The sequence below is a fragment of the Paenibacillus sp. NRS-1781 genome (assembly GCF_050467745.1).
GTDB lineage: Bacteria > Bacillota > Bacilli > Paenibacillales > Paenibacillaceae > Paenibacillus > Paenibacillus terrae_A.
Genome location: NZ_JBITPI010000016.1, coordinates 83,757 through 100,890, shown reverse-complemented (window position 1 = coordinate 100,890; position 17,134 = coordinate 83,757). Strand labels below are relative to the sequence as shown.

The following is a 17,134-nucleotide window of genomic DNA, read 5'->3' as shown; positions in this document are numbered from 1 at the left end:
GCTGTTCGTACAGTTTCCATGTTCTTTTTAGGTTGTTTTGCGTTATAATGAAAGGATGCACATTATGAACGAATTGGAGGCACAGCCCGATTGACTACTTATCCTTTTGCCTTTGATCCGTCCAAGCCGTTTATTGAGCAGGCAAGTGACTGGATTGCGGATGTATTTTATGAAGTTTTGCCTGAAGTCGGCTTTGAGGTTCGGGATGAACAAATTTATATGGCATTCCAGTTGGAGCGTGCCTATAAGGAAAAGAAAACGATTTTCGCGGAAGCAGGTGTGGGCACAGGCAAAACGCTGGTGTACCTCCTGTACGCTATTGCATATGCCCGGTACATGAGAAAGCCCGCGATTATCGCCTGTGCGGACGAGTCGCTAATTGAACAACTGGTGAAGCCGGAGGGAGATATCGCCAAGCTGGCGCGGCATTTGAGCCTGACGATTGATGCCCGACTGGGTAAGTCGCCGGATCAATATATTTGTCTGAACAAGCTGGATAATGTACGAAGCGGATTGGATGATGACGCGGATGTGTTCCGTGATATCTATCAGGACCTGCCGGATTTTGTCCATTTTCCGGATACGCTACAGTCCTTTACCCCTTACGGGAACCGCAAAGAGTATCCCGAGCTAACGGACGGACAGTGGAGCAGACTGGGCTGGGATGTATTTCAAGATTGTCTCGTTTGCCATCAGCGGCATCGTTGTGGACAGACGTTGTCCCGCGATCATTATCGCAAAGCGGCAGATCTGGTGATCTGCTCTCATGATTTTTATATGGAGCATGTATGGACCTATGAGGCGAGAAAGCGTGAGGGCCAGCTGCCGTTACTGCCGGAGCACAGCTCTGTTGTCTTTGACGAAGGGCATCTGCTGGAGACAGCGGCGCAGAATGCACTCACTTATAAGCTTAAGCACGCTCAATTTGAGGCTATTATTACCCGTCTGCTGGAGGGGGAAGTGCGAGAGTCGCTGGCAATGACGATTGAAGATGCGATATCCCAAAGTGAAGCCTTGTTCGCTGTGCTCGATAAGAACAGTCAGCCGGTACAGGGTTCTAATCGCAAGGAGTTTACTTTGAATGAGTCGCTGATTCAAGAGGTAAACCGCTTTGGCGAACTGATTGGCACGATTGAAGAGGAGCTTGTATTTGAAAGCGGGTTATTTTCTCTGGATGAGTACCAGGTCAAAATCGTGGAAGAGCATCTGGAAATGATTCAAACGGCGCTGGCCTTGTTTAAGCGTCCGGAACTCCTGATTTCGTGGGTGATGGAGGATCAGGATGGATTAACGCTTGTGGTTATGCCCAAGATGGTAAAGGAGATTCTCAAAGATCGAGTATTTGCGCAGCATATACCGATTGTATTCTCATCAGCTACACTTTCTGTGGAGAGCTCCTTTGATTATATGGCGCAAAGCCTCGGTATAGAAAATCCGCTCACGTTTTCCGTTGCTTCACCGTATGATTACAACGATCAGATGCAAGCTTCATTATATCCGTTGCAGGCGGGGCATGATCCAATCCAGAGAGCGTTGGCTCTGCTGGAGAAATCGCAAGGAAAAGCGCTTATCCTGTTTCCTTCACACGAGGAACTGGATGCATTCAGAACGGGTCTCGCGGCTTACCATGAAGCGTTTGCTTTTCGTTTTCTGTATGAAGGATCGGCTGAAATCAGCCATCTGATCTCATCTTTCCAGAATGATGAGGAAAGCGTCTTGTGTGCTGTAACGTTATGGGAAGGACTGGATATTCCAGGCCCGTCCCTGTCGCACGTCATCATCTGGTCGCTGCCTTTTCCTCCCAATGATCCGGTTTTTACGGCACTGCGCAAGGATGCGACAGATCCGTTTATGGAGATAGATATGCCTCACATGGCACTCAGACTCAGACAAGGCATCGGGCGATTAATTCGCTCCCGTAATGATCGGGGCTGGATATCCATCATGGGCCAGGATCTGAACCGCGAAGAAGTACGTACACAGGTTTTACAACTACTGCCTGCGGGCGTAGAATGCACTGTAATCGAAGGAAATCCGGAGGGAATGAAGACATGTTAAATTTTACATCGTACACGGTAGATCAGATTAGAGACGCTTTTGGTATTTTGAGTGGGCAGCGTTATGAATTTATAATTGATGTAGAGGTTGAAGAGGACGACGAGCTATACACAGAAAACGGACTGTATATTCGTACGCTTTATTTAGTAGACGAGGAGAAAACAGGAATATTGAAATACGAGCTGATTGAAAAAGTTACGAACCGTTACATCGAGCTTGAGCTGGAAGAGGATGAGTTGCAGGCTGTCGAGAGCTTCTGCAAAGAGCATGTGCAGGACGGAGCCGTAAAGTAACGTAATAGATCGCTTGGCTGTGATTGCCACCGTATAACGAAGTAGGTAAAGGAGTTCTGATGTCATGGATCAGGCTCCTTTTTTTCATGCTCATTCAAGCAGGGGTGGGCTGTGAAAGAAGATATTTGACAAATGATTGAAATAAACATAAAATCTTATTGCACCAATACACACCGTATTACTATGCTTTTTCGGGGGATGACGGCGAGCTTCTCCGGCAATAGGTCGCTATTTTTTGACCATTGGTTTATTAGGATTCGCTATTAAAAGGAGCATGAAATCATGAATGTATATCATAATACCTTGGAATTAATCGGGCGCACACCGCTAGTAGAACTGAACAGCTATTCTCTGCCGAGGGGGATTCGTCTGTTCGCTAAGCTGGAATTTATGAACCCCGGTGGCAGCGTGAAGGATCGGGTGGGCAAGGCTCTGATTGAAAAAGCCTTAAAAACAGGTCAGTTGAAGCCGGGGGGAACTTTAATTGAAGCCACAGCAGGCAATGCAGGTATCGGTCTTGCGATGGCAGCGCTTCATTATAATATCTCGGTTATTTTTGCTGTGCCTGAAAAGTTCAGTCAAGAAAAGCAAGATTTAATGAAGGCGCTGGGAGCGCGTATCGTTCATACCCCGACAAGTGAGGGGATGAAGGGAGCCATCGAGAAAACGAAGGAGCTGGCTGCTGAATTTCAAGATGCCTATTTGCCGCGTCAATTCAGCAATCCTGATAATCCAGAGACTTATTACACGACAATGGGACCGGAAATTTGGAACGATCTGGACGGAAAAGTAGATGTATTTGTAGCAGGAGCAGGTTCGGGGGGAACCTTTATGGGGACCTCGCGTTACCTCAAGGAGCAAAATGCATCCATAAAAACCGTAATCGTAGAGCCGGAAGGTTCGATTTTGAACGGCGGAGAATCGGGTTCGCATAAAACGGAAGGGATTGGTATGGAACTGATTCCCGAGTTTGTGGACAAAGGTTATTTTAATGCCATTCATACGATTAGCGACGTCAATGCGTTCGACCGTGTCAAGGAGCTGGCAGCGCGTGAAGGACTTCTTGTCGGCAGTTCTTCCGGGTCGGCATTACATGCCGCTTTACTGGAAGCTGAGAACGCACCGGATGGCGCACATATCGTCACCATTTTTCCAGATAGCAGCGAACGCTATCTGAGCAAAAAAATATATGAAGGCGGGATATAAAATGAAACGTAAAACAAAGCTGATTCACGGCGGCCTCCCCACCGATCCGCATACGGGTGCAGTTAACGTTCCTATTTATCAGGTAAGCACTTATGAACAAGAGGAAATCGGCGTTCATAAAGGCTACGAATATTCGCGTACAGGCAATCCGACTCGCTTTGCACTGGAAGAGCTGATCAAGGAGCTGGAGGAAGGAAAACGCGGTTTTGCTTTCGGCTCGGGGATGGCAGCGATCCATGCGGTATTTTCACTGTTTAATGCTGGAGATCATATTTTACTGACCGATGATGTATACGGGGGCACCTACCGTATTGTAAGCAAGGTGCTTAACCGGATTGGCATTGAGGCTACATTTGTAGATACGACGAACCTGGAGGCTATCTCCCAAGCGATCCGTCCGAATACGAAGGCACTGTATGTAGAAACGCCTACGAATCCGCTGCTGAAAGTTACGGATATCCGTACGGTTTCGGAGCTGGTGAAAAAGCATGACCTATTGCTGATCGTGGATAATACATTTGCCACTCCATATTGGCAGACACCACTTACGCTTGGAGCCGATATCGTTATTCACTCGGCTACCAAATATTTGGGCGGGCACAGCGATGTTGTAGCCGGTCTGGCTGTTGTGAACAGCGACGAGTTGGGTGAGCAGCTTCATTTTCTGCAAAATGCCATTGGTGCTATTCTCGGCCCGCAGGATTCCTGGTTACTGATCCGCGGTATTAAAACATTGGGTCTGCGTATGGAAGCGATTGAGCAAAATGCCAAGGAAATTGCGATCTATTTGGAGAAGCATCCGAAGGTTAACAAAGTGTATTACCCTGGACTGGAAAGCCATTCGCAGCACGAGCTGTCCAAAATTCAGGCCGATGGCTTTGGCGGTATTATTTCCTTTGATGTAGGTAGCGATGCCAATGCGGTCGCACTACTGAAAAAACTGAAATTTTTTACGCTGGCTGAGAGCCTGGGAGCGGTTGAAAGTCTGATTAGTGTTCCGGCACGTATGACACATGCCTCCATTCCGGTAGAACGCCGCGCAGAATTGGGCATTACCGAAGGACTGGTACGGATCTCCGTAGGGATTGAAGATCTGGAGGATTTAATCGAGGACTTACAGGTGGCATTGCAAGGCTAAGAATCGTTTTGACTATTTGGATCTACTTAATTATGCGAAACAACTAAACGATATAGAGTGGCAGAGAAGCTAAGGATTCTGAAATTAATGCGTTATGGCGGCATTTTGACCAGATCAATGATAGATTATTGGAGTAGTTTGATCTTCTACGGAATAGCAATAATTCTGTGGAATTCGCGAAAATCAGTTAAATAATAATGCTCAATACAAAGGAATTATTTTGAAGTTTGTTCCATGTCGCGCATCATCGTCATGATCTCCATTGTTTTCTCTCCAATTTTGAAAGTAGTAACTTTTTTCTAAACATACTATACCCTAGTGTGGATAGCAATAATCACGACAGATATAAATAGGCTTAAATGTATAGAAATTTTCAATAACGAAGTTAAGCACTCTGCTTTCTTCGTTTTTCTGTTTTTTAAGCATAGCCTCTTTTTTTTGGAAGAAGAAAGGAGTACGCAAAGGCGATAACGAATAGCTTTATATAGTTAAAATGAATGTTAACGGAGTATTATCGCGACGTCTCTGAGGAAACAAAAACCTGGAGGGGGAATGTTATGAGGTTCACGCATCTGGAAAAAGCAACAACTGTGCTGTTGGATCATCCGGTTCGTCTGACGTCTGCTTATGCAGTCGGTCCGGTCAAGCTGCCGGAAAATTGCGGTGTGGGTAGGGCATGGTCCGATCTTTTTACCCCTGAGGAATGGGATTTGGAAAGGGCTTGTAATGAAGAGGGACTGGAGCTTTCGGCTGGAGGAACGGCATCGTGCCGCTTATTAACTGATCTGGACCCCCGAAACGCAGAATTGAATTTAGGTGTCTTTCCGCCCCTGAATGAGCAAGAAAGGCTTTTGCTGGTTTCCAATCTTCACTGCGAGGCAGCACAGGAAGTGATTTTCAGACCGTTTGAAGGAACAGGACAAATTTGGGTGGACGGCATATTGGTTTATGCGGAATCCGGTCCTTTGCGCTTGGTTCTGGAGGAAGGAAATCATACGGTGGTGGTCGTTGCAGCCTTTATTCCCGATGAAGCTCGCTCTATTCGGATTAGTGGAACTCATACGTATGATAGTGCAGATGTGACGGAGCTGCATCAGGAATTCGTAGAGCGCAATATACGTTTTCATATGGCATGGCTGGAGGTGGAGAAACCCGCTGGCAGGGAGGGGGAAGACAGTCCAATCTCTTTTTATTTGCTGCGCAAGGATCGCATAGATCTTCCTGTAGATCAGCCGTTATGGGTTGAGGTAACGAATGATGAGGGAACATTGCTGGACCGATTTCAGGCGGTTTGGGAGCAGGAGCAGCAATATGCCTGGGATGAGGAAGTTACCGGGAATACGGGAATGCTGCATTTTACGGTTACATATCAGGACCATGAGGCAAGAGAGCATTATTTTGTGTACTCGATGCTTGTGCGGTCTTTGTTGGCGGTTGTGGAGGGATTGCAAGAAGAGTACGACCAGTATAATCAATTCTATAATATAGATGCTTCTGGCTCTGCGAGGAAATTACAGGCAAAAGGCTTGCTGGAGGAGCTGAAAAGGTTAACGGCTTTGCCGGAAGACCCTTTTGAAGTCTGGGATATTCGCATTGTGCGGGAATATATCAAGCTGCTAAAACAGATTTTCACACATGCGTACATGGAACGGCCTCAGCATCCATATCGGGAAGATAACATCCTTTTGTGCCCTGACGGGATTGGCGAAGGCTTTTTTGTCTCTCGTTTGGACAACAGCCTGCAACGCTACACGATACAGCTTCCCCGAAGCTATTCGGCGGATCGGCAGTATCCTCTCATCGTCCTGATGCCGGGCAAACGGTATGAGCTGGGTCTGCCAGATTTTCAGAAACGGGGCTTTGGACAGGGCTGGGAAGAGGAAGGGATATTCGTCACTTTTTCGTGCCGTGGAGTTACGCTGGGCAGTTACATTGGCGAAGCCGCTTTTCTGGAGGCGCTGGATGTTATTCTGCAAGCGTACCAGGTGGATAAAGACCGAATCTATCTGACGGGCTATTCTAACGGCGCATATGCTGCCTGGGCGATGGCACAGGCTTATCCTTCGCGTTTTGCGGCTATTGCCGTCATTGCTGGTGCACCGCATCCGAAGCATCTGATGAACTTACTGAATATGCCCATATTCAATGTGATTGGAGATCAGGATTACTTGTTTGCGCAAGCTTATACGGCTCCTGAAACCGAGCTTTCATCCGACCATTATAAAGGAGTAGTGGAACGGTGTGCCAACCATTGGGATACACATGAGCTGAGGCTTTTGGACGGTGTACTGAGCTGGCTTATGCAATGGAAGAGAGTAATGGTACCTCAGCGTATTGCCTACCGAACGGAGCGGGGGAGACATAACCGCGCGTATTGGCTGGAACTGACGCAAGTGGATGAAAACGAGGAATATGCCGAGCTGTACGGTGAATTAAGCCAAACGGGTGAACTGGATATTAGAGCCATCCACGTCGATGAATTTATTATTCACCTCTCACATGAGATCCTGCCATTGGAGCTTGCCCATGTCCGTATTGGTGCGCGGGTTTTCGTGTTGGATTTGCTAGAATATAACCGCTTTCGCTTTGTTAAAATAGAGTCGCGGAAACGCCCCTCACCTGAATATCGATTGATTGCTGAACGCGGTAGCGTAGCGTATGGAAGTTATGGAAAAGAAACGGATGACAAAACGGCATTGTGCAGGTTAAAAAGCGCAGGTCGGAATCCTTCTGGCCATGGTATGGGAGTGCTCGACGTTTATATGGATCGTCTGCATATTGTCCTTCCCTCCAGCTATGCTTCACCCGAAGAAGAGCAGGCGGTAAAACGGACGGCGAAGGCTTTGGCCAGCCCACGCACAGCGACCTGGAATCCATATATTGACGTTCATTATCCAGTGACGTCCTCTCACATGATTTCGGAGGAAGAACTGGCTGACAGTAACGTTATTTGCATCACTTCGGGCTTGTCCAGACATGAGCTGCTTCAGCGGCATCAAGCCCATTTGCAGATCACCTGTACGGAAAAAGGGTATATACTGGACGGCGATTTTACGGCAGGCGAGTATTGTCTTTCGTATATCCAGCCTGCCCCGTGGTCCACAAGCCAACAAATGCTTGTTGTGGCGACCAATTCTCCCCGCATGCTAGGTAAAAACCTGTTCACGCGCAGACTGATTGTGCCTGGTTATTTTAACGGTCTGCACCCGTATTTGAACAAGGATATTATCGTGTATGACAGCAAGGGTGTGCGGGCTTTTAATTTTAATTCCATAAATCATGCGCAGCAAAAGCTGCAAGGTTGAACCAAAAGCCGTAATTAAAAAACCGTCCGGAGGCACGCTGGCGATCCTGACGGTTTTTTGCTGCTTTATTGCAGTGGTTTGTCGTAGTCATAACGTCATATATAGAAGGGCATTAGGACAAATCAGTTTTTATACTGCTCCATCAGATATACGATCTTGACCTCATCGGCCAAATCGCCAAAGGGTTCATAAGGATTCTCCTGAATGATATGATATAAACGCTGAACTCGTTCCTTCGGCAGTTTGCGCACATATCTGGAAATAAAACCGGAGTGCGTGACCACGTAGCGCTTTTTACGGACAGCCGCACTGGCAACACGGACGAGAATATCCTCGCCTCCTGCCATTTCCAGAATGCGACGTTCATAAAAGGTCACGTAACGGAACGTCCGATCCTTAATTAGCTCGCGATTTAATCTGGCAATCTCTCCGATATATCTGACCATAAGCGGTTCAAAGCTTTTGATCAGGAGAGGGTCGAGCGTTAGCTCCATATCCTTGCGGAGAACAAAGGCTTGCAGCAAGGCGACCTGTTGGAGCCTTATCCGGTCGTTGTGGATGAGTGCGGCAATCTCGCGCAGCATTTCATAGGAAACACGCTCGCTGAGCTGTCGCAGGGCAACCGCATTTTTATGATTGATGTTCAGGCCCTCTTTAATCTGCTCAATGCGGCCTCTGAACAGGCGTATAAGCTGCCTGCGCTGCTCATAGGAACGAATACGCTGCTGTAAAAACACCAAGGGTAGCAGGAGAAGTGCGCCAACGATACCACACAGGAGCATTTGCTGGGTTGAATGGCCGAAAAAGACGGCGGCGATCAGCAGCACGATGCCGAAGGCTAGGTCCTTGCGAAAATAAAGCTTGGCTCTATGGTGGGCATATTGCTCTACAGGAACCAGTGCATTCCGACCGCAAGACGTACATTTATCTTCCCATAGGGCAGTAAACTGTCCGCAACGCTTGCATATCCGCAGTCTTTGGTACGCATGCTCGGTGTGGATAAACGGACGAAATTGTACAGGTTGCTTGGCACTACTCATTGCGATCACTTCTCAGGTTCAGCAGGGCTAGAAGCTCGGTGTCCATTTGTGTAATCGAGGGAGCGCGTTTTTTATGTATAGAGTAGATGATTAATTTGATGGCGACAAAAAGAAACAAAATCGCCAAACATCCGTATGAGATCATAGTGTACTTCCTCTTTCTGCTCAGATTTTTACAGCGATATTTTACAAGGGCGGGTTTCGCTTCTGTTATTTTTGTCGTATAAAGGAGAAGGCTGGTGCCCGATTGCCCTTGTTGGGGTATAATTATATCACTACTGCAGGATATTGGTAAAATCCCGCGGTATAATAGACTTTTTGGCAGTATTCAGGCTATTCGGGCATGATTTTCAGCTGGCTCTCATGTAAAACTCATTATAATTTAATAGTAGGGGAGTACAACTGTAATTTAGAATGAGAACTAACCGGCAAAGGGGTACAAGCGATGTTTAGTAGAGACAGAAAATGGTTTTTGGTCATCGGAATCATATGTGCAATGATCATGACCTCAATTTCGGCATGGCAGCCGCAGACGGCGAAGGCCGCTTCAACCTCCGCCTCCAAGGTGGATGCGGTGCTGGTTGTCGATGTGAGTAATTCCATGAATACCAGTGATCCAGGCAAAATTGGCAATGAAGCCATGAAAATGTTCATTGATATGCTGTCGACGCAAAATGACAAGGTCGGCATTGTAGCGTATACGGATGTCGTACAGCGCGAGAAGGCTTTGCTTAATATTACGTCCGAAGCGGACAAGCAGGAACTGAAGTCGTTCATTGACGGACTGAACCGGGGGGCGTATACTGACACCTCCGTAGGTGTCAAGGAAGCGATCCGCATTTTGCAGGATGGCAAAACAGCCGGACACGCGCCTATGATCGTTATGCTGGCCGATGGTAACAACGATTTAAATAAAACGACGGGCAGAACTGAAAGCCAGTCCGATCAGGATATGGCGAAGGCTGTGGCCGAAGCTAAAAATAGCGGCGTTCCGATCTACACCATTGGTTTGAATGCAGACGGAAAATTGAATAAAAACAAGCTCGCAGACATTGCGCAGCAAACGGGCGGTAAATCTTTTATTACAAGCTCGGCGGATGACCTGCCGAACATCTTGAGTGAAATCTTCGCCAGCAATTTGAAGCTGAAGGTTGTTCCTTTGAAGTCCATTACAGCGAACGGCAGCTATCAGGACGTTACGGTAACTGTACCGAACGATAGTGTGCTGGAGGCTAACATTTCGATTATGTCCTCCAAGCCGGTGGATGCGAGACTGATAGACCCGTCGGGCAATACCAAGCCGATTCCTTCAAGTGATGTACTGCTGTCCAAGTCGAAAAGCTACTCGCTGATAAAGCTGCTCAAGCCTGTGGCTGGCGACTGGAAGCTCCAGGTCAAGGGAGTCCAGCAGGATCAGATTGATATTAATCTGGTGTTCAACTATGATTTGGAGCTGAAACTGGACGCACCGCCTGCCAAAGCTTACAAAAAAGGTGACGCAATCCAAATTCGTTCCTACCTGACGAGTAACAATCAGCAGCTTCAGGATCAGGAACTGTATGCCAATATGAATGCAGTTTTGAAGGTCAAGGACCTCGATTCCGGTACAACGAATGAGGTTCCATTGAAAAATGAGGGGGATGCCTTTACTGGCTCCTACACGATACCGGATGAGCATGACTATGAACTAACCGTCAGAGCAGAGGAAAAGAGCTTCTATCGTGAAACCCAGCCTGTGACCATCAGTGCCAAGGCTGTGGTGGGCAGTGGCACGAATAACGGGACTACGCCAGCGCCGGCAGCACCTGCCGAGAAGTCCAAGCTGCTGCCACTCATTCTTGCAGGGCTGGGACTGCTTGTTCTGCTGGTTGCCGCATTTTTCATCTGGAAGGCTGTCAAAAAAGCCAACCGTGGCTTCGTTGGACAAATCGTTCTTGAAATCCGGGACGAAAATACCGGTGAAAAAACGTATCCGCAATACAAAAAGCTGAACACCTTCCGGGGTAAATTCAATCTGCACCAGTTGCTGCAACTGGCACCGGAATTTGCCGGAACCGATAAGGTGGTGTTCACGCCAGGCAATCAGGACCGTATCATGGTGCGCAGCACTTCGGAGATTACGATTGAAAAATCCGGACGCGCTGTAGATACAGGCAGTGGTCTTGAACTGAAAAACGGCGATCGTCTGACGATTCCGCTGGCAAGCGTGGACAAAACCATTTTGCTGGAATTCATTTCAGTAAACAGCTAAACGAACCCTTAGGAGGTCAAATCTATGAAACCAGTAGTTAGAGAGCATATCCAGCAATTAGACGTATCACTCGGCGGAGGGATCGTAAGCGATAAAATCAGGGTTGATACCATTGATAATCCCATTTTGATTATCGGACTCGGAGGGACGGGTATTGATGCCCTCCTCCGCTTGAAATATCAAATTAACCGCAGATTCAAGCTGCCGGCAGATCCGGTTTCCAAGAAAAAGAGCGAGAAGCCGGACAACGTGGAATTTCTCGCTTTTGAAACGAATGAGCAGGATCGCAACAAAAAATATAAAGGGATCGGCTTGGACCCAATCAACGAGTTTGTACTGCTGTCCAATGCGGAAATCGGTGGCTTGCTGCAAAACCGCAGCATTTTGGAGCCATACATTACGGATTGGCTGTCACCCGAGCTGAGCATTACCGATGGCATGAACGGTGCGGCAGGGGTGCGGCAGGCTGGACGTTTGCTGCTGTTCACCAAAATTAATCAAGTCGTGCAAAGCATTGACAAGAAAATCAAAACCCTGTCTGAAGGCACCAATAAGAAGCTGATGGTGTTCCTGCTGTCCGGTTTGTCCGGCGGTACGGGGAGCGGTACCTTCCTCGATATCTCGTATATCGTCAGAGGGATTATTGAGCGTGATTACGGCTCCGCAGGTATAGACCGTGTAAATACATTGGGATATCTGTTTACGCCGGACATTAACCTGGCGAACAAAAGCCTGAGCGAGCATACACGCGAATATATTAAAAAGAACGGCTATGCCGCGCTCAAAGAGCTGGACTACTGGATGAATGTGGACAGCCGCGGAGAACGGTTCAAGCAGCAGTATGGCAACATTTTGACCGTGAATTCACCGCTGCCGCCGTTTAATCTGTGTCATCTCATTTCAGCGACGAATACCGAAGGCAAGCTGCTGGAAAACGCCTATGATTACTGCATGAATGTTACCGCCGAGAACATCACCAACTTTATGGCAAGTGAGGAAAAGCAGTCAGGCGAAGAGTTTGCGATTCATGACTATATCAGCAACATCCGTACCAATATTGCACAAATGAACAAGGCATATCCTGCCAACTACGATTACAATATTATCGGGGCTTCATCGGCGGTACTGCCGATGGAGGAAATGACGACATATCTGGCCTACCGGATGTTCGGTAAAATGTCCAAAATGTTCGAGCAATCGCCGAATCAAGAGGATGTGGAGAAGTTTGCCCGCAAGCTGGGTGTCGATCTGGACAGCATGATCAAAAACTTTGAATCTCGTGTTCCCGAACCGCTGCCAGGCTTTGAAAACAGCGAACGATTAAGCTACAACAATGTGGTCAAAATGCAAGTCGTGAATATGGACACAGAGCTGGAGCAGACGTTCCTGACCCGTGCACGTGAGGAATATATCAAGGCGAAGAAACAGCTTCCGGGTGAAATTACGGGGCAGTTTACCGACCAAATCCGTCGGATGTTCCTGCATCCCGAGCAAGGGCCGTTCTATGTGTCCCGTATGATTTATACGGAAAAAGGCTTTAGCTTGCTGAAAATGCTGCTTTCATACATTGAGACGCTGCGTGAATCACTGCATCGTATCCCAACGGATATTGAATGGGCGCGTGAACAGGCGGACGAAAAGCTGGGCGACGCCAAGAGCGCGTTCGTGTCCAAGGATAAAAAGAAAAATGCATACATTGAAGCGAAAATCAATGAATACTGGCTTCGGGCCGATGTGGAGCGTACAGAGCAGCTTATTGAATTTTATGAAGACCTGTATGATCTGCTGAATAAGGAAAACAGTCGCATTTATAATGTATTTACTGAAATTTTGAATGCTCTGAGCGCGATTTTCGAGAAGAATGGCGATCTGCTGATTAACGGCGAGGAGCAGTCCGATCACAGAGGCAACAAGACGTACTACTGGAATCTGGTCAGTGTGCCGGATATTTCCGAAGTCGTAACCAAGCTGCTGGATAAGCGTGATGGTGACGATCTGATTCGTGATTTTGCCCAAGAGTTGTTAGAAAATTCAGATCAATGGGTGAAGGATCAGGATATCGACATCATTAGTTCCATCTCCAACTTCCTGACCGACAAGTTCGGTGATCTGATTACCCGTTCGATGGAGGATTTCCTCGTGATGAAATACGGGCAGGATGAGGCCATTGACAAATTCGTGGAGCGCTATATTGCAAGTAAGCTGGATGAAGAAGCTGTGCCTGTGTTCCATCTGAGCAATAGCTCGGGTAACCTGTATTTCCCGTCATGGGGCTTCGTCTCGGTTCCGGTGCAGTCGCCTAACATTCTGAAAGGTGTTCGCAATTATCAAAATAATGCCATTGGTAAATCACACTTTACAATTAAGGAAAGCGAAGTCCGTAACCGGATTTTCTGGCTCAATACGCGCAATGGTGTGCCGTTGTTTGTATATACACCGCTCAAGGTGTATGAAGAAAGCTATGAAAAAACGATTCTTGACCGCGAAGGTATTGGCCGTCATCTGGTACAAACAGGCCAGAACAACTGGACGAATCTGCCGTCACCGATTCCTGAAAAATCGTGGGGAGAGACGTATGTCAATTCGCGTGTGCAAGCTTACAATGCCCGCATCCGTAACGACTTCGACCGTGCCAAGTCACTTGGCGTGATCCGTGAGAAGGATGTTGACCAGAATACGAGCAGCCGCTTTACTGTGCTGCGTTCACGTGCGCTGGATCTGAATGGTCTGCTGGCAGGCTACGATATGCGTTTGCAGGAATCCAAGCCGAATCTGGGTGAGGTGAAGAGAGCGTGGTCCGAGCTGAAGCGTCTGCTGGCTGAAGGGCTGGAACAGGCGGGAAGCAAGGACATCTTTGGCAGCATCAATGAAGAAATGGCGAAGGAAAACCTGATCCGTTCACCGGAGTTAACGCAGGTGGTTCGTGAAGAGCTGGCGAAATATACTCAAATGGAAGCGAAGGCCGCCGAGCTGGAAGCCTTGCTGGGCAAATATCAGGATGAGGAAAAATGGCTGGATCAGTTCATTCAGGCACTCTATACCGACACGATTACGAAGAAAGGCGCTTTATACGTCTATGACCGTGACGAAGAGGAAGAGGCTTGGGAGCCATTTGCCAATGTCATGAAGAGTCGTAATTACGTGGAGTTTGAAGTGTTTACGAACTTCCGTGGTCTGCAAGAGAAAAAATATGCAGCCCTGATGCGTAAGGCGGACCGCCGTGATGCTGTACTGACTTCGTCTGAGGATATTACGCCGCTCTTGGCGAAGCTGGATGAACTGGCTGCAATCTACTTGGAAGCCCGGAATCAATTGGAATATGAAAAGGTGGAGCTGGCTAACGGAGCGGATCTCTATGCGTTCTACGCTCAAATGTCCGGGAAACTAAACGATATTCGTAGAAAGTTGAAGTAAAGTATGAGAGAGCAGCTGTTACGTTATGCGGCTGACTATGCAGCCGCAGAGGATCAATTCATCGGTAGCGGGGATGGACGCAGCAGCATCCATTTCCCGTCCGTGTTTCTTTTTATCGGTGACCGTATGGGCCCGGTGATGAACACCATTGAAGATATCAACCGGACCAAGTGGGATAACAGTACGGGGGTAACGTACATTCACATCCGGTCGCAGGAGGAGCCTGCCACTGTAGATTGTCCGGTGGGTGCCATTGTCCATGCGGTAGCAGTACCGGAGGAAAGTAGCCACAAAACCGGACGACGTGATTTGCATCAGGCTTTTTATACACATGAATCGCAGTTGATTGAGCTTAACAACGCGTTGCGCCGGGCTAGTGGGCACTTGGCGGATTACGGTCGTTTGTATTCCTCGTTCGAGCGTGTCCATTTGTCGATCCTGACGACAGCCGACGATCCCATGAATGTATTGGTTCCCGAGATTACGTTGTTGGCGGAATACATTTTTGCGCAGTCCTTTAAGTCGGTACAGATGGATCTGTACGTATTAGTCAGCGAAAGCGATCAGACAGCCCAATTTGGCTATAGCAGCGCAGCGTCAGTCGCTTTTATGAGGGAACTGGACTATATCCAAAGTCCAGATTATACGTTCACGGCGCCACTGCATATGACTGAGGACAAACTGACCATTCCAGTATCGCATGCTCCGTCGCCGTTGTTCGATCTCGTCTATGTGCTGTCCGACAAGAACGAACGCGGTGTAACGGTGCCGAATAGCCTGCGAGAGAGCTGTGATATCATTTGCCACATTCAGCTTCTCAAAAACCGCTATCAGGCGGGAGATTCCTATCGGTCACAGGATGGCGGGTACAACAATACATCGTTTAAAAACAACATTATGACGGAATCCGGGCGGCAGGGCTATGTGTCGGCCGGATTTTCCCGGGTCAAGCGCCCTAATGAGTCGATTGCGCTTACAGTGCTGCATCACTTTTATGTGAAGCTGCTGGCGCGTATGAGAACAGAGCAGGAATGGGATATACGCGATAAGCTGGATTATTTCGGCTTGGATGCTGCCGAGCGCAGCCGTACACGTAATGACCTCGTTCCTGGTAATGAGGTCATTACGGACATGAGCGCTTTAATGACCAGCGGAGCCAGCTACGGCTCGTTAAAGCGAATGACGCTGCGCGAGGCGGAGGAAGCCTTGTTCGGACAGGGCTGCGAAGCCTTTTTTCGCGATAATTGTGAACGGATCGTACACAAACGGTTGGGGGATTTTCAGGCGGAATTACGTCTGCAAACGTCTGTGAACGAATCGGCTAGGGAGCACCCCGAGATCGGTTTGTTCGAGCTTACGGACTGGACGGATGAGAATAAGACCGGGAATGTGCTTACCGTCATTCGAGGACTGATTCGAGATACGTCCAATGACTTGCAGATCAGCGCTGCTGAGCTGGATGCCCTGTATAGCGGACGAGTGGAAGACCAACCCTTTCAACGTTTGCCGCTGATGGATAAACATAATGTGCGCAGCTTGATCCGTTACCTGATCGAGACGGTCTATGGTCACAAGCTAAACATGCTGTGGATTCAAACGGACCTGGAGCTACTTCGCCGTTATGAGCTGGCTCTTGAAAAATGGCATATGCAGGCGAAGCATATTACCGTACAGCTTGCCAATCTGGAGCGTGATCTGCATCAGGCTGCAACGGACAGCGTCCGTCAGGCTGACAGCTATACAGGTCAAAACCTGTTTGAGTACTATGAGCGTGTGACGGAGGATGTCATGCGTGAGCTGGAGACCAAGCGGGGAAAAGCTGTATTCTTTGATGCCCGGCACATGGGTCCTGTATCCGGTTTGTTGGATGGCGGTCCGTCCAAGCTGGTGGATCGACTCACACAGACTTGCCGCACCCTGATCCTCAGCGCACAGCCGTTTAACCAGACATTCGAGGAAGAATTGCTGCGGCGGGCGAATGTGGCTGCTGCCTATGAAAACCGACTGGTCGTTCCGAAGGATGAGCTGTTTAAAAAACTGTACCAAACGCTGGAGGAAAACGGCGGTATTAACGTACGTTTGCTGGATTACACCCATGAGCATCGGTATGAGGAAAAATATTTTTTTGGTGACTATGAAGGCGAATTTCTCCCGTATGCGCTGGATGTGGATATTACCTCGCGTATTTACAAGCTGGGGTTTGTGCATGAGCGTCGCAGCAGCGGGGTAGAAAAGCTTCATTTGATGGGTGGTTTCCATCTGGAGGATCTGATGGTCTACCGCAACGGCAAGACGTATTATGAGACATATATCGCGAATGGTTTCGTGTTTCACGGGATCAATGCGGATCGGCTGCCGGAACTGCGGTAGCAACATAGTAATCCCACGAGGAATTTTCAAAATCCTCCTACTTTAATTATGGAAGGAAG

9 protein-coding genes are annotated in these 17,134 nt (G+C 48.2%); 8 read left to right on the top strand and 1 reads right to left on the bottom strand.

The genetic code is table 11. From position 1 onward, the window contains the following. The first annotated feature begins 90 nt into the window (after positions 1–90). The 5 genes from ACIFO6_RS06485 to ACIFO6_RS06465 all read left to right on the top strand — a co-directional run bounded on the left by ACIFO6_RS06485 (position 91) and on the right by ACIFO6_RS06465 (position 8,000). Complete coding sequence (locus tag ACIFO6_RS06485; RefSeq protein WP_430039195.1) at positions 91–2,058, top strand: ATP-dependent DNA helicase; 1,968 nt, start codon at positions 91–93, stop codon at positions 2,056–2,058. Further along, positions 2,052–2,351, top strand: a complete 300-nt coding sequence (locus ACIFO6_RS06480) for a DUF6509 family protein (protein WP_430039193.1) — start codon at positions 2,052–2,054, stop codon at positions 2,349–2,351. The genes ACIFO6_RS06485 and ACIFO6_RS06480 overlap by 7 nt, the downstream gene beginning before the upstream one ends. A gap of 282 nt (positions 2,352–2,633) precedes the next feature. After that, a complete protein-coding gene (locus ACIFO6_RS06475) occupies positions 2,634–3,557 on the top strand; it encodes a PLP-dependent cysteine synthase family protein (protein ID WP_430039191.1) in 924 nt (307 codons plus the stop codon). 1 nt (position 3,558) lies between these two features. Continuing rightward, positions 3,559–4,695, top strand: coding sequence for a bifunctional cystathionine gamma-lyase/homocysteine desulfhydrase (locus tag ACIFO6_RS06470; RefSeq protein ID WP_430039189.1), 1,137 nt, complete (start codon positions 3,559–3,561; stop codon positions 4,693–4,695). Positions 4,696–5,252: 557 nt separating this feature from the next. Further along, entirely contained in the window at positions 5,253–8,000 is a 2,748-nt protein-coding gene (locus ACIFO6_RS06465; RefSeq protein WP_430039187.1) for a PHB depolymerase family esterase, read from the top strand. Between the two features lie 122 nt (positions 8,001–8,122). Here ACIFO6_RS06465 and ACIFO6_RS06460 read toward each other — a convergent pair whose 3' ends face one another. After that, the gene (locus tag ACIFO6_RS06460; RefSeq protein WP_430039186.1) at positions 8,123–9,040 is read right to left on the bottom strand and encodes a hypothetical protein; all 918 of its coding nucleotides are present in this window, start codon (positions 9,038–9,040) and stop codon (positions 8,123–8,125) included. 445 nt (positions 9,041–9,485) lie between these two features. Between ACIFO6_RS06460 and ACIFO6_RS06455 the strand changes: the two genes are divergently transcribed. Genes ACIFO6_RS06455 through ACIFO6_RS06445 form a run of 3 tightly spaced genes read left to right on the top strand, consistent with a single transcriptional unit; the run spans position 9,486 to position 17,075 of the window. Then, positions 9,486–11,291 (top strand): vWA domain-containing protein, encoded by a 1,806-nt coding sequence (locus ACIFO6_RS06455; protein ID WP_430039184.1) that lies wholly within the window; start codon positions 9,486–9,488, stop codon positions 11,289–11,291. A 24-nt stretch (positions 11,292–11,315) separates the two neighbouring features. Further along, entirely contained in the window at positions 11,316–14,705 is a 3,390-nt protein-coding gene (locus tag ACIFO6_RS06450; protein ID WP_430039182.1) for a tubulin-like doman-containing protein, read from the top strand. 3 nt (positions 14,706–14,708) lie between these two features. After that, complete coding sequence (locus tag ACIFO6_RS06445) at positions 14,709–17,075, top strand: transcription initiation factor TFIID (RefSeq protein WP_430039180.1); 2,367 nt, start codon at positions 14,709–14,711, stop codon at positions 17,073–17,075. Positions 17,076–17,134: the final 59 nt, after the last annotated feature.